Source organism: Mycobacterium sp. KBS0706 (assembly GCF_005938675.2).
Taxonomy (GTDB): Bacteria; Pseudomonadota; Alphaproteobacteria; order DSM-16000; family Inquilinaceae; genus Inquilinus.
This window is the reverse complement of sequence record NZ_VCCH02000098.1, coordinates 1-13,082: the sequence shown is the minus strand read 5'-3', so window position 1 is coordinate 13,082 and position 13,082 is coordinate 1. Positions and strand designations below refer to the sequence as shown.

Here is a 13,082-nt window from a genome sequence, read left to right as displayed (position 1 = left end):
TCATTTCAGGCCGGTCGTCGCGATCCCCTCGATCAGCCGGCGCTGAAAGACGAAGAACAGGACGAACAGGGGGACCAGCGACAGCAGCGACATCGCCAGCATCGGGCCCCAGGCCGAGACGCCGGTCGAGGCCATGAACAGCCGCAGCCCCTGCGGCACCGTATAGGAGGCCATGTCGGTCAGATAGACCAAGGGCGTCAGGAAATCCTCATAGGTCCAGATGAAGGAGAAGACCGCGGTGGTGACCAGGGCGGGGGTCAGGAGCGGCAGGATGATCGAGCGGTAGATCCGGAACGGCCCGGCGCCGTCCATCATCGCCGCCTCGTCCAGCTCGCGCGGGATGCCGCGAATGAACTGCACCATCAGGAAAACGAAGAAGGCGTCGGCCGCCAGGAACTTCGGCACCACCAGCGGCAGGATCGTGTTCACCCAGCCCAGGCCGTGGAACAGGATGTATTGCGGGATCAGCGTCGCGTGCAGCGGCAGCATGATGGTGGCCAGCATCAGGGCGAACAGCGTGCGCTTGAACCGGAAGTTCAGCCGGGCGAAGGCATAGGCCACCAGGCTGCAGGCCATGACGTTGCCGATCACCGCCAGGGCCGAGATCAGGAAGGAGTTGCCGAAGAACACGCTGAAGGGCAGGGCGGCGCCGCGCCAGCCATCGGCGTAGTTCTGCAGCCGCAGCTTCGCCGGCCACAGCCCGGGGTCGGAGAAGATCTGGGTCGACGGCTTCACCGAGCTGCTGGCCAGCCACAGCAGCGGGTAGATCATCACGATGGCGCCGGCGATCAGCGCCAGGTGGATCATGATCCGCTTCGGCCGGACATCGGCCATCCAGAAAGGCAAGCCTTGCCGTCCGGCTCGCATCCGCGCCTCGTCACGGGCCGATGCCGCCGTCATCGCTCGTCCCCGTAATGCACCCAGAAGCGGGCCGACAGGAAGGCCACGGCCGTGGCGGTGGCGATGATCCCGACCAGGATCCAGGCCATGGCCGAGGCGTAGCCCATCTGGAAGTTGGTGAAGCCCTGCTCGTAGAGATACAGGGTGTAGAACAGCGTCGAATCCGCCGGCCCGCCGGTGCCGTTGCTGATGATGAAGGACGGGGTGAAGGCCTGGAACGCGCCGATCATCTGCATCACGAAGTTGAAGAAGATGATCGGCGTCAGCAGCGGCAGGGTGATCCTGAGGAACTTGGTTACCGGCCCGGCACCGTCGACCGCGGCGGCATCGTACAAATCCTGCGGGATCTGCTTCAGCCCGGCCAGGAAGATGATCATCGGCGACCCGAACTGCCACACCGCCAGGCTGACCAGGGTGTAGAGGGCGGTGTCCGGGTTCGAGATCCAGCTCGGCCCGTCGATGTCGAACCACAGCAGCACGTGGTTGATCAGCCCGTCATAGCTGAAGATCTGCCGCCACATGATGGCGACCGCGACGCTGCCGCCCAACAGCGACGGCAGGTAGTACAGGCCGCGATAGATCCCCAGGAACGCGATGCCGCGGTTCAGCATCACCGCCACGGCCAGGGCGAAGGCCAGCTTCAGCGGCACCGACAGGAACACGTAGTGGAAGGTGACCTTGACGGCCTGGATGTAGCGCGGGTCCTCGAACAGCAGCCGCTCGTAATTGTGCAGCCCGGCCCAGACCGGCGGGTTGAACAGGTCATAGCTGGTGAAGGACAGGTACAGCGACGCCAGGATCGGCCCCAGCGTCAGGCACAGGGCGCCGACGATCCACGGCGCCAGGAACAGGAAGGCGGCGCCGTTCTGCTCCGCCGTACTGCCGACACCCCGTGGGGTGGCGCCCCGCGGGCCGAGGCCCCGCCGCCTCACAGCCGCGCCTTGGCTTCGCCGATGAACTGGTCGGCGGCCTCCTGCGGCTTCATCTTGCCGAAGGCCACCGCCTCATTGGCCCGGCGCAGCATGCCGGACATCCCGGTGATGCCCGGATAGCGCGGCGGCGCCGGGTTCTGCTGCAAGAGGTCGATATAGGCGATGATCTTGCGGTCGGCGTCGGTGCCCTCATCGGCTAGCGCCGCCCGGCCGGCCTTGGACGCCGGCACCATGCCGCTGCCGCGGTAGTACAGCTCGATCCCCGCCGGCTCGAAATGCATGAACCGGATGATGTCGATGATCCGGTCCTTCTGCGGCGACTTGGTCCACAGTCCGGTGGAGTTGCCGGCATAGGTATAGTGGTGCTGGGCCAGCGTGCCGCCCTTGAACCCGTTCGGCAGCATGTGCAGCACCAGGTCGTCCTCGGTCAGCGCCTGCAGCCCGACGAAGCTGTCGGTCAGCGACGCGAACATCGCCGCGCGGCCGGAGATCAGGCCGGTCAGGGCCGGGTCGTCGCCATTGGCCAGGGCCTGCACCTCGCCGGGCGGGATGCCGCCGGCGTCGCGCAGCCGGCCCCAATAGGCGAACCATTCGGCCAGGTTCTCGCGGGTAAAGTTGAACTGCCGCTCCGGCGTGAACATCGACTTGCCCATGCCGCGCAGGAAGACGTCGCATGGGATGTAGTTCGACCCCGCATCCTCCAGCCCCCAGAAGCGCTTGCCCTTGGCCTTGCTGATGGCGACCGCGGTCTCGGCCAGCTGCTCCCAGGTCCACATCTGGTCGGGCATCGGCACGCCCGTCTCCTCGAACACCGCGGTCTTCACCGTGATCGCCGGGGCGATGCAGTCGTTCGGGATGGCATAGAGCTGGCCGTTCAGCGTGCCGGCCTTGATCGCCCCGTCGACATAGTCGGACAGGTCGAGCGGCTTCGGGATATAGCCGTTCAGCGGCGCCAGCACGCCGCGCCGGGCGTATTCGCCCAGCAGGTCGACATTGACGCTGAACATGTCGGGCGCGTTGCCGCCCGCGGCCTCGGTCGCCAGCTTGTCGGTGAAGGCGCTGAAGCTGGTGAATTCCGGGACGATCTCGACCCCCGGATTGCGGTCGGTATAGGCCTTCAGCGTCGCCAGCGTCTGCTTCAGCTGCTCCTGCGATTCGACATAGCCGCCGAAGCGGATGCGATCCTGGGCGAAGGCGCGCGGCGCCACTCCGGCCAGCGTCATCCCGCCCAGCAGCGCAGCGCCGTGCCGCAGGGCATCGCGTCGATTCAGTCTCCTGGACATGTCGGGTCCTCCCCCTATGGGCGGTGGTGCGCTTGCCGCGCCCTTCACCATGACCGGCTCGTTCCTGCTCGGTTGGTGCAACGTAACACCAACATCGCTGAACGAGTCAACACGGAGGATTCTTGCGACGTTCGCGTCGTTTTGCGATCGACCGTTTGACATCAGCGCAGGCTCGGCGCTATGCGTGATAAAACGTTGTACCAATGGATGGCACGGGGGATCGTGGCGAGCATTCTCGACGTGGCGCGGGCGGCGGGCGTCTCGGCCAGCACGGTGTCGAACGTGCTGAACGGCCGGCACGGGCGCATGCAGGCCGAGACCAGGGCGCGGGTGCTGCGGGCGATCGAGCAGCTCGGCTACACCCCGAACGCGCTGGCCCAGCAGTTCAAATCCGGCCGCAACCGCACCATCGGGCTGATCGTGCCCTCGGTCGCCAATCCGTTCTGGGGGGCGCTGGCGCACAAGGTCGAGCGCGCCGCCACCGCGCTCGGCTACAAGGTGCTGTTCTGCAACGCCGAGCGCGACCCGCAGCTGGAGGCCCGCTATGCCGAGACGCTGCTGTCCTCCGGCGTGCGCGGGGTGATCTTCAGCTCCTCGCCGCTGTCCTTCGACCACATCGCCCATCTGACCAGGCGCGGACTGGTGGTCGCCGCCTTCGACCGCAGGGGCCAGGGGGCGGAGGCGGTGGTGGCCTGCAGCGTCAGCGTCGACAACGAGCTCGGCGCCCGGCTGGCCGGCCAGCACCTGGTCGGCCTCGGCCACCGCCGCATCGGCTTCCTGTCGGGGCCGATCAAGACCTCCAGCCGCGCCGGCCGCCTCGACGGGCTCAAGGCCGCGATGGCCAAGGCGGGGCTGGCGCTCGACCCCGGCCTGGTCTGGCAGGGCGCCGGCATCGGCGGCTATGGCGACACCGAGGGGCCGGAGCTCGGCCGCATCGGCATCCGCGAGCTGCTCAGCCGCGACGACCCGCCGACCGCGGTGGTGGCGGTGAACGACATGTACGCCATGGGCGCCTATGCCGGCGCCCGCGACCTCGGCGCCTCGATCCCCGGCGACGTCTCGATCGTCGGCTTCGACGATGTCGACCTCGCCGCCGTGGTGCATCCGGCGCTGACCACGGTGCGCCAGCCGCTGGCCGTCATGGCCGAGGCCTCGGTCGGGGCGCTGATCCGGGTGCTCGAGGGCACCGACGAGGGGCAGGAGGCGCATGTCAGCGCCATGCCCCAGCTGATCGTGCGGGCCTCGACGGCGCCGCCGAAACAAGGGAGCTGACAATGGCGGGTGTGCTTTCCGGCCGGACGATCCTGGTCGCCGGCGCCGGCAGCGGCATGGGCCGGGCGACGGCGATGGCCGCCGCGCGGGAAGGGGGCTCGCTGCTGCTGCTCGGCCGCGACCGGGGGCGGCTGGGCGCGGTGGCGGCCGAGATCCGGGAGATCGCGCCAGACCGACCCGCCGTGGTGATCGCGGCCGATGCCGCCGATGCGGCGGGGCTGGAGGCGGCGCTGGCGCCCCATGCCGCGGCGATCGACATCGTCGTCAATTCGGTCGGCACCAACATCGTCAAGCGGGGCTTCGGCGAGCTGACGCCGGACAGCTGGGCCGGCATGGTCGACGCCAACCTCACCGCCGCCTTCAACCTGACCCGCGCCCTGGTGCCCGGCATGCGCGGCCGCGGCCAGGGGCTGATCATCCACATCGCCTCGGTCGCGGCGCGCAGGCCCGACCGTTCCGGCGCCGCCTACCAGGCGACCAAGGCCGGGGTCATGGCCCTGTCCCATGCGGTGATGGAGGAGGAGCGCGACAACGGCCTGCGCCTGACCGTGATCCTGCCCGGAATGACCGACACGCCGCTGCTCGACAAGCGCCCGGTGCCGGTGCCGGCGGAGGCGAGACGCAAGGCGCTGCAGCCGGAGGATGTCGCCGCCGCCTGCCTGTTCGTCATGGCGCTGCCGCCGCGCGCCCATGTCGCCGAGATCATGCTGCAGCCGAGCCGGAGCTGACCGGCCCCAATCAGAGCCCAATCAGAGGAAGTGAAGATGTCGACAGGATCGAGGCCGCTGGTGGCCCTGCTGCTGACGCCGGAGATGCGGGCGCAGATGATCCCACCCGCGGCGGAGCAGGCGCTGTCCGCCGCCGCCACGGTGCGGGCGCCGGGCCCGGGCGAGCTGACGGCGGAAAACCTGCCCCGGCTGCTCGACGGCGCCGTCGCCGCGCTGACCGGCTGGGGCACGCCGCCGCTCGGCGACGAGGTGCTGGCCGCCCGGCCGGGGCTCGGTCTGGTCGCCCATTCCGCCGGCAGCGTCCGCCGCCTGGTGCCTGCTGCGGCGATCGAGAGCGGCCGCCTCCAGGTCTCCCACGCCGCGGTCAACATCGCGGAATCGGTGGCCGAGTTCGTGATCGCCCAGACCCTGTCGATCCTGCGCGAGCCGCATCGTCACGACGCCGGGATGAAGGCCGGCGAAGGCTGGCTCGACCTGCGCCAGCGCCATCTCGGCCGGCTCCTGGGGGCGCAGACGGTCGGCCTCGTCGGCGCCGGCTATGTCGGCCGGCTGGTGATCGGGCTGTTCCGGGCCTTCGGCTGCCGCCTGCTGGTCTCCGACCCGTATCTGACGGCGGAGAAGGCGGCGGAGCTCGGGGTGGAGCGCGCCAGCCTCGACGAACTGCTGGCCGGCTGCGACATCGTCTCGCTGCACGCCCCGGCGCTGGCGGAGACGCGGCACATGATCGGCGCCGCCCAGCTGGCGCGGCTGCGCGACGGCTGCCTGTTCATCAACACCGCCCGCCCGGCGCTGGTCGACGAGGCGGCGCTGCTGGCCGCGCTCCGCACCGGCCGCTTCACCGCCGCGCTCGACGTCTTCGACCAGGAGCCGCTGCCGGCGGACAGCCCGTTCCGCAGCCTGCCGAATGTGGTGCTGTCGCCGCACGCCGCCGGCCACAGCGCGGATTCGCACAAGCGGCAGGGGGCGACCACGGTCGACGAGATCCGCCGCTTCCTGGCCGGCGAGCCCCTGCGCCACCGGGTGACGCCGGCGATGCTCGCCACGATGGCTTGAGAGAGGAACCCGATCATGAGCTTCCAGCACAAGGTCGTGCTCGTCACCGGCGGCGCCTCGGGCATCGGCGCCGCCGCCACCCGCGCCTTCGCCAAGGCCGGCGCCAGGGTCGCCTTCACCTACGCCACCAGCCGGGACGAGGCGGCCGCCCTGTCGGCCGAGCTGGGGTCGAAGACCTTGGCGCTGCCGGCCGACCTGACCCGGCCGGAGGCTGTAACCGAGGTCTTCGCCCGCACCGAGCGCGAGTTCGGGCCTCTCGACGTGCTGTTCGCCAATGCCGGCGGCCTGCTGCAGCGCAGCCGCTGCGTCGACACCACCCTCGAGCTGTGGCAGCAGGCGATCGCGGTCAACCTGACCAGCACCTTCCTGTGCTGCCAGGCGGCTCTGCGGTCGATGGAGCCGCGCCGCACCGGCGCCATCGTCACCATGGCCTCGCTGGCCGCCTTCGATGGCGGCGGCCCCGGCGCCTCGCACTACGCCGCCACCAAGGGCGCGGTCGCCACCTATACCCGCAGCCTGGCCAAGGAGGTCGGGCCGCTCGGCATCCGCGTGAACGGCGTCGCCCCGGGGCTGATCGGCACCCGCTTCCACGACGTCTTCAACACGCCGCAAGGCCGCGCCGCGGTGGTGGAGCGCACGCCGCTGCGCCGCGAGGGCACGCCGGAGGACGTGGCCGAGGCAGTGCTGTACCTGGCCTCCGATCGCGCCTCCTTCCTGGCCGGCGAGATCATCCAGATCAACGGCGGCATGGGCTTCTGACGCGGCGGGCGGGGTTCGCCCCGCCTTGGACCAAAGGCCAAGGCCGATGCTTCTTGCTTGACCCGCCGAGTCCCGCGGCGTTCAATTCCGCACTTGCCGCCGAGACAAGGATGTCGCCGATGCGCACGGTCCTGGTCGCTGACGATCACCCGATGTTCCGCGAGGCCCTGGTCGGCACGCTGAAGTCGCTCGACGACCAGGTCGATGTGCTCGAGAGCGGCACCTTCGGCGAAGCGGTCGATCGCATCGCCTCGGTGATGGACATCGACCTGATCCTGCTCGATCTCCGCATGCCGGGGATGAACGGGGTCAAGGGGGTGCGCTCGCTGCGCACCCGCCGGCCGGACGTGCCGGTGGCGGTGATCTCGGCCCTGGCCGACAGCTTCGTGATGCGCGAATGCTTCGATGCCGGCGCCGTCGGCTATATCCCGAAGTCGCTGTCGCGCGACGCCATCGTCTCCGCCATCTCCACCATCCTCGACGGCGGCAGCTACACCCCGTCGGAAGGGCTCGACGTGATCGGGCCGGGCGAGCTGGAGGAGGACGAGCCGCTGGACGAGGCGGTGCGCTGCCGGTTCGAGCTGCTGACCAACCAGCAGCGCAAGGTGCTGGAGCTGATGGCCGAGGGGTTGCTGAACAAGCAGATCGCCTATGCCATCGACGTCCAGATCACCACGGTCAAGGCGCATGTCTCCAGCCTGCTGCAGAAGCTCGGCGTCTCCAGCCGCACCCAGGCGGTGATCCTGTTCCAGAAGTACCGCCGCGCCCTCTGAGGCCGGCCTCCCAGTCGCAGGTTGGGTTCGCGGCTAGCGAGTCCAACGTCATGACGTCACGGCGAGACCCGTTATTGTTGAAGGTTCGCCAACGGCGTCGGTGATAGGGATAAAATCCTTGAAATATAGGATTTCAGTACTGCGATTCAGTGGAAATGGGATTTATTTAGATTACGAGATTAAATGCTTGTAAGTTTTTCAGCCAGCAACATTCGGTTACAAATCTCGCGTGCCCGGTTGCAATCAGAAATGATACGACAAATATCTGCAATCATTTGGCGCAATCTTCTTGAAATTCAGAGTATAATTGTTGCGAGGCGTTGATCGTGCTGTCGAACTCCGAAGCCCCCGAGCATCCCGCTATGATCCCCGTCGTCGATGCGATCGCGCAGACAGCGGTTGCCAGGGGTGTCGATCGAAGGCCGGGCCAGGCCTGGGGCTCGACCGGGGTGAAAGACGGCCCGACTCCGGGTCGGTCAGCCGAAACTCCGTCCGATGATCCGGCGCGAAACGGCGAGGAGCTCGGCCGGGTCGCGGTCGAGCCGACGGCCGCATTCCGGTCCACGGCGGAGCGGGGCGAGGGCAACGCCGTCTCCTGGACCGTCGACATCGTCCTGGCCTATCTCGCCCGCAACTCGGTGGACAGCCGGGCGCTGCCGAAGCTGATCGCCGACCTGCACGGCGTGCTGGAGGAGATCTCGACCACCGACCGGGAGCCGGAGCGGCCGTCGGAGACCGGCCGCCGTCCCGCGGTCCCGATCGACCTGTCGGTCACGCCCGACTACATCATCTGCCTGGAGGACGGCCGGCGATTCCGGTCGATGAAGCGGTACCTCAAGACGGCGTACCACCTGACGCCGGACGAATACCGGGACCGGTGGGGGCTGCCCGCGAGCTATCCGATGACCGCGCCGGGCTATACCGAGATGTGTTCGGCCCGCGCCAAGGCCCGGAAGCTGGGACGGCGTTCCAGGACTTCGGCAGCCGTCACCTGACCTATTTCGTCATCTCAGGCGCGCCGTGATGGTGAGGTGTTGCCTCTCCCGCTTGCGGGAGAGGTCGGAGACGCGAAGCGGCTCCGGGTGAGGGGATTTTGTCGAGGCCGGGACCAGCCCTCACCCGGTCGTCCTGCGGATGCCCGGCCTCTCCCGCCAGGCGGGAGAGGCAATACGAAGACGCTCGACATCCGTCAGCCTCTGCCCAAATGCACCGAGGTGACTCGACCATTCCGCTCTAAAACCTCGCGGGCTGTGTCTGCCTGTGGAGGGGCCTCACCGCCGCGCCGACGCGATCAGGGCGCGCAGCCGGGCGGGCTTGATCGGCTTGGTCAGCAGGCTGACCCCGGACAGCGCCTGCACCATCGATTGCACCTCCGGGCTGCGGTCCGCGGTGATCACCGCAGCCGGGATCTCCTCGTCCAGCGCATGGCGCAGGGCGATGATCAGCTCGGTGCCGCGCTGCCCTGCGTCGAGGTGGTAGTCGGCCAGGACGATGTCCGGCCGGAAGCCCTCCGCTCCGATCTGCGCCTCCGCCCCGGCCCGGCCGCTGGCGGCGGCGACGCGGCAGCCCCAGCTGCGCAGCAGCCGGGTCATGCCGTCGAGGATGGCGGGGTCGTTGTCGATCACCAGCACCCGCACCCGGTCGACCGCGCCCGGCACCACTGCGACCGGGACCGGCTGGGGACCCGTGCAAACCTGCGCCGGGTCGGCGAGCGGCACCACGACCGAGAAGGCCGAGCCGCGGCCCACGGTCGAGCGCACCTTGACCTCGGTGCCGAGCAGCCGGCTGATGCGGCGCACGATCGACAGTCCCAGCCCATAGCCCTTCTGGCCGGGCTCGGCCTTGCCCTCCGGCCCGTCCAGCCGGCGGAACTCCTCGAAGATCTCGTCCAGCCGCTCCTGCGGGATGCCGATGCCGGTGTCGATCACCTGCAGCTCGACCTTGCCGCCGCGGCGCCGGGCGCCGAACAGGATCCGCCCGGCAGGGGTGTAGCGCACGGCATTGGTCAGGAAGTTCTGCAGCAGCCGGCGCAGCAGCTGCGGGTCGGAGGACACGGTCAGCGAGCAGGGCAGCAACGTGAAGTCCAGGCCTTTGCGCTGGGCCAGTGGCGCGACCTCGTCGTGCAGCGCCTCCATCAGCGGCGGCAGCGGCACGCTCTGCAGGCTGGCGCCGACCCGGCCGGCATCGAGCTTGGAGATGTCGAGCAGGATGTTCAGCAACTCCTCCACATTCTCCAGCGCATGGTCGATCTTGCCCAGCAGCGCCTCGCCCTCGGTCGGCAGCGTGGTGTCCTCCAGCGTCGCCACGAACAGCCGGGCGGCGTTCAAGGGCTGCAGCAGGTCGTGGCTGGCATCGGCCAGGAACTTGGTCTTGCTGATGTTGGCCCGCTCGGCCTCGGTCTTGGCGACGCGCAGCTCGCGGGCGATGCGGCGGCGCTTCTCCACCTCCGCCGACAGCGCCTCGTTCAGCCGGGACAGGGTGGCGGTGCGCTCATGCACCCGCCGCTCGAGCTCCTCATTGGCCGCCTCCAGGATGCGCTCGGCCCGCCGGCGCTCGGTGATGTCCTGGATCAGGGTGAAGAAGCCGACCACCTCGTCGCGGTGGCTGCGATGCGGCACATAGGTGGCGAAGCCGAAGCGCGGCTCAGTGTCCGATCCCGGCAGCGGCAGGTCGAAGGTCACGGTGGCGCCGGCCAGGGCGCGATCGATGAAGGGCTGGCGCGGAGCGTATTCGGCCTCGCCCAGCACCGCGCGCAGCGTCTGGCCCAGGATCGGGGTGCCGTTCGGCGCATAGGCGGCGCGGTAGGCGCGGTTGACGAAGCGGTAGCGCTGGTCGCGGTCGACATAGGAGATCATGGTCGGCACCGCATTGGCGAACAGCCGGATGCGCTGCTCGCTGTCCAAGAGGGCCTCCTCGGCCATCTTGCGCTCGGTGATCTCGACATAGGAGGTGACGAAGCCGCCATCCGGCATCGGGTCGCCCTTGACCTCGAACCAGCGGCCGTTCAGCGCCACCTCGGATGGCGGGCCCGAACCTCGGGTGACGCCGCGGGCCGAGCCCGGGCCGATCGGCGAGGCGGTGCCCAGCGCCGGGGCGCCGCGGGCGTCGTTGAACTCCTGGAACCGGCGGTAGGAGGCGCCGGCGCGGCGCAGCTCGGCCGGCAGCTCCAAGAGCTCGCCATAGCGCCGGTTGGCGGTGACCAGGCGCTGGTCGCGGTCGAACACGGCAACGCCGATCGACATGCTCTCCAGCGTCGCCTGGAGATGGGCCGACCGCTCGGCCAGCGCCTTCTCGCGCTCCTGCCGCTCGGCGTCCTTGACGTCGGTGATGTCGGTGTAGATCGAGGCGATGCCGCCCTCGGTCGACCGCCGGTCGTTGACCTGGACCCAGCGCCCGTCGGCCAGGGCGTAGACCCAGCGCTGGGCGCCGCCGTCGCGGGTGGTGGCGCGCTGCAGCCGGCGCTCGGCCATCCAGGCCTCCGGCGTCATCCCGTCCGACTGGATGATGCCGGCGTCGAGGCCCAGGCGGATCAGCGCGCCCAGCGACAGGCCGGGCCGGATGCTGTCGGTCAGCCGCGGCCAGAAATCCAGGAAGCGGCGGTTGAACAGCACCAGCCGGTCGTCCGGATCGAAGATGGCGAAGCCTTCGGAGATGCTGTCGATCGCGTCCTGCAGCCGGTTCTGCGCCGTGCGGCTGGCGACGATCGCCTCGCTCAACTCCAGGTTCGACTGCTCGACCGCCTTCAGCGCGTGCTCCAGCTCGCGCGTCCGGTCGCGCACCTTCTGGTCCAGGAGGATCGCGGTCTGGAACAGCTGATAGGCGTTGCCCTGCATGTCGAGGCTGTGCTCGACCCGCTGCATCAGGGCGCGGTTGATCTCGGACAGCTTGGCGATGTTGCGCCGAAGCTCGGCCTCCTGGCCGACCTCTGTCCGATCCTGTTGCGCCGCCTCCCGCCCCATGCTCAGCCCGGCCCGAAGGCGATCCCGGTGAAGGTCTGGCTGACATGCATCATGCCGAACTGCTCGCCATAGGTGTTGAAGCCGACGACGTTGTTCTGGGCCATGATCTTCGAGGCTTCGGTCAGCATCTGGCGCTGTTCCATCTCGACATAGCGCAGCACGCAGTCGAAGCCGATCACGGCGTCGATGCTGCCCAATTCGACGCGCAACTCATCGAACAGCGAGGCCAGATTCGCGACCAGATCGCCGCTCTTTGCGACGCTCAGGATGATTCCCTCGTCGATGGCGCAGAAGAAATGCAGGCAGCCGGCCTCGTCGACCCGCTGGATGGCGCGGACATAGTGGCGGCCGCCGGCCTTGACCACCAGCGGGTGCGAGGCGAAGACCAGCGGCGTCAGCTCGGCCGGCTCCAGCCCGATCAGCCGGGCATATTCCTCGGCCGCCGGCTCGGCGTTGATCTCCATCACCACACGCCGCGCCGGGTCGGCCCGGGTCACCACCATCTTCTGGTCCAGCGCGTGGAAATGCTGCCGCTCGAACACCCGGAAGGCCAGGTCGGTCGACACCAGCACCAGCAGCGAGGCGCTGGAATGCACCCGGCCGTCGAGGAAGATCGCGGTCTCGCGGAAGGCCAGGTTGTCGCCGGCCGAGCCGCCGACCAGCGGGATCTCGCCGAGGGCGTCGCCCAGCGCGCTGACGATGATCTCCTCATGCATCGACAGCCCGTCATTGATCAGCAGGGCGAAGGTGCGCGACGGGTCGAAGCGGTGCTGATGGCGGGCCTCGTGCTCGGCCAGCAGGGTCTTGGTGACGGCGGCGCCGTCGGCGATCTCGAAGCTCATCGGCTCGATCAGCCGGACCGAGGTGGCGAAATGGTCGGCGGACAGGCTCATGCCGGTGATCGTGCCCTGGCGGTAGCCGGCCGGGGTGATCTCGCCGGCGGTGGTGCAGCCCAGAACCCGCACCTCCGGCGCGCGCCGGCTGATCTCGGCCAAGACCGCGGGCAGGTCGTAGGTGGGCGAGCAGAACAGCAGGACCATCTCCATCCGGTCCTGGGCGATCGCCGCCAGCAGTTCCTCGACCGCGTCCTCCGTCGACGCCTTCATGCTCATTCCTCGACGGATGCCGCTTGGGGCGACGATGGCCGTCCTCTCCTGGGCTTGGCTGGCTTGGGACATTGCTTCCTCCCCAGAACCTTATCGGGCCCCTCTGGCGGGGACCACTGATCCAAGGTCCAATTATCGACCTGGAATCCGCTTGTGCCAAAGTCCTATTCCGGCCGGTGTTTCTTTGCCGCTACGGTTTTCCCGAGGTTCCGGCGCCGGTTCGAACGGCCGTGGCGCGACCCGGGCACGCGCCCGCACCGGACGGCGCGACAGACAGGAGGAAACCGATGAAGACGCGTGCCGCCGTAGCCGTGGCT

At 69.0% G+C, this 13,082-nt stretch carries 11 protein-coding genes; 6 read left to right on the top strand and 5 right to left on the bottom strand.

Features of this window, described 5'->3' with window-relative positions; translation table 11 throughout:
• The 3 genes from FFK22_RS34080 to FFK22_RS34070 are packed head-to-tail and all read right to left on the bottom strand — an operon-like array spanning position 1 to position 3,115.
• On the bottom strand, positions 1-846 hold the full coding sequence (locus FFK22_RS34080) for a carbohydrate ABC transporter permease (RefSeq protein ID WP_221939060.1): 846 nt from the start codon (positions 844-846) through the stop codon (positions 1-3).
• Positions 847-896: 50 nt separating this feature from the next.
• The gene (locus FFK22_RS34075; protein WP_138892302.1) at positions 897-1,832 is read right to left on the bottom strand and encodes a carbohydrate ABC transporter permease; all 936 of its coding nucleotides are present in this window, start codon (positions 1,830-1,832) and stop codon (positions 897-899) included.
• Positions 1,829-3,115 carry an ABC transporter substrate-binding protein gene (locus FFK22_RS34070; RefSeq protein ID WP_186002809.1) on the bottom strand — a complete coding sequence of 429 codons (1,287 nt, stop codon included), beginning with the start codon at positions 3,113-3,115 and terminating at the stop codon, positions 1,829-1,831. The genes FFK22_RS34075 and FFK22_RS34070 overlap by 4 nt, the downstream gene beginning before the upstream one ends.
• Before the next feature lie 222 nt (positions 3,116-3,337).
• Between FFK22_RS34070 and FFK22_RS34065 the strand changes: the two genes are divergently transcribed.
• The 6 genes from FFK22_RS34065 to FFK22_RS34040 all read left to right on the top strand — a co-directional run bounded on the left by FFK22_RS34065 (position 3,338) and on the right by FFK22_RS34040 (position 8,695).
• The gene (locus FFK22_RS34065; protein WP_221939059.1) at positions 3,338-4,387 is read left to right on the top strand and encodes a LacI family DNA-binding transcriptional regulator; all 1,050 of its coding nucleotides are present in this window, start codon (positions 3,338-3,340) and stop codon (positions 4,385-4,387) included.
• Positions 4,388-4,389: 2 nt separating this feature from the next.
• On the top strand, positions 4,390-5,115 hold the full coding sequence (locus FFK22_RS34060; protein WP_138892299.1) for an SDR family oxidoreductase: 726 nt from the start codon (positions 4,390-4,392) through the stop codon (positions 5,113-5,115).
• A 36-nt stretch (positions 5,116-5,151) separates the two neighbouring features.
• The gene (locus FFK22_RS34055) at positions 5,152-6,168 is read left to right on the top strand and encodes a hydroxyacid dehydrogenase (protein WP_138892298.1); all 1,017 of its coding nucleotides are present in this window, start codon (positions 5,152-5,154) and stop codon (positions 6,166-6,168) included.
• 15 nt (positions 6,169-6,183) lie between these two features.
• Positions 6,184-6,927, top strand: a complete 744-nt coding sequence (locus tag FFK22_RS34050) for an SDR family NAD(P)-dependent oxidoreductase (protein ID WP_138892297.1) — start codon at positions 6,184-6,186, stop codon at positions 6,925-6,927.
• 119 nt (positions 6,928-7,046) lie between these two features.
• Positions 7,047-7,700: a response regulator transcription factor gene (locus FFK22_RS34045; RefSeq protein WP_221939058.1), complete on the top strand. Its 654-nt coding sequence runs from the start codon at positions 7,047-7,049 to the stop codon at positions 7,698-7,700.
• A 362-nt stretch (positions 7,701-8,062) separates the two neighbouring features.
• Positions 8,063-8,695, top strand: a complete 633-nt coding sequence (locus FFK22_RS34040) for a MucR family transcriptional regulator (RefSeq protein ID WP_138892296.1) — start codon at positions 8,063-8,065, stop codon at positions 8,693-8,695.
• Between the two features lie 276 nt (positions 8,696-8,971).
• Here the strand turns inward: FFK22_RS34040 and FFK22_RS34035 are convergent, their stop codons facing one another.
• Together FFK22_RS34035 and nosP are read right to left on the bottom strand one after the other, a co-directional pair.
• Complete coding sequence (locus FFK22_RS34035; RefSeq protein WP_138892295.1) at positions 8,972-11,659, bottom strand: NahK/ErcS family hybrid sensor histidine kinase/response regulator; 2,688 nt, start codon at positions 11,657-11,659, stop codon at positions 8,972-8,974.
• Between the two features lie 2 nt (positions 11,660-11,661).
• Complete coding sequence (gene nosP, locus FFK22_RS34030; RefSeq protein ID WP_186002808.1) at positions 11,662-12,765, bottom strand: nitric oxide-sensing protein NosP; 1,104 nt, start codon at positions 12,763-12,765, stop codon at positions 11,662-11,664.
• Between the last annotated feature and the right edge of the window lie 317 nt (positions 12,766-13,082).

Excerpts from the sequence above, each read along its gene's own strand:
- FFK22_RS34035 (WP_138892295.1), bottom strand. The coding sequence starts at position 11,659 with ATGGGGCGGGAGGCGGCGCAACAGGATCGGACAGAGGTCGGCCAGGAG.
- FFK22_RS34055 (WP_138892298.1), top strand. The coding sequence starts at position 5,152 with ATGTCGACAGGATCGAGGCCGCTGGTGGCCCTGCTGCTGACGCCGGAG.
- FFK22_RS34070 (WP_186002809.1), bottom strand. The coding sequence starts at position 3,115 with ATGTCCAGGAGACTGAATCGACGCGATGCCCTGCGGCACGGCGCTGCG.
- FFK22_RS34050 (WP_138892297.1), top strand. The coding sequence starts at position 6,184 with ATGAGCTTCCAGCACAAGGTCGTGCTCGTCACCGGCGGCGCCTCGGGC.
- FFK22_RS34045 (WP_221939058.1), top strand. The coding sequence starts at position 7,047 with ATGCGCACGGTCCTGGTCGCTGACGATCACCCGATGTTCCGCGAGGCC.
- FFK22_RS34040 (WP_138892296.1), top strand. The coding sequence starts at position 8,063 with ATGATCCCCGTCGTCGATGCGATCGCGCAGACAGCGGTTGCCAGGGGT.
- FFK22_RS34060 (WP_138892299.1), top strand. The coding sequence starts at position 4,390 with ATGGCGGGTGTGCTTTCCGGCCGGACGATCCTGGTCGCCGGCGCCGGC.
- nosP (WP_186002808.1), bottom strand. The coding sequence starts at position 12,765 with ATGAAGGCGTCGACGGAGGACGCGGTCGAGGAACTGCTGGCGGCGATC.